This window comes from Frankia tisae (assembly GCF_025403405.1).
In the GTDB taxonomy this organism is placed as follows: domain Bacteria; phylum Actinomycetota; class Actinomycetes; order Frankiales; family Frankiaceae; genus Frankia; species Frankia tisai.
The window spans coordinates 1-438 of the sequence record NZ_JANEZT010000827.1 but is presented as its reverse complement, the minus strand read 5'-3'; the positions used below and the strand labels follow the sequence as shown (position 1 = coordinate 438).

The 438-nt window shown below is 75.8% G+C and carries 1 protein-coding gene; it reads left to right on the top strand.

Annotation, left to right across the window (positions count from 1 at the left end; translation table 11 throughout):
• Nucleotides 1–438 (top strand): tetratricopeptide repeat protein (locus NBZ85_RS31870; RefSeq protein ID WP_261563510.1); only part of this gene is annotated, 438 nt, incomplete at both ends.

The window sequence follows — 438 nt, the reverse complement described above, 5'->3', positions numbered from 1 at the left end:
CCACCCCGACCGCGCCGCGATGCTGTCCAGCCTCGGCCTCGCCCTGCAGGCCCGGTTCGAGCGGGTCGGGCAGATGACGGACCTGGACGCGGCGATCGACGCCGGCCGGGCCGCGGTCGAGACCACCCCACCCGACCACCCCAACCGCGCCGGACTGCTGTCCAACCTCGGCCTCGCCCTGCGGGCCCGGTTCGAGCGGGTCGGGCAGATGACGGACCTGGACGCGGCGATCGACGCCGGCCGGGCCGCGGTCGAGACCACCCCACCCGACCACCCCGACCGCGCCATGTACCTGTCCAACCTCGGCCTCGCCCTGCAGGTCCGGTTCGAGCGGGTCGGGCAGATGACGGACCTGGACGCGGCGATCGACGCCGGCCGGGCCGCGGTCGAGACCACCCCACCCGACCACCCCGACCGCGCCGCGATGCTGTCCAGCCT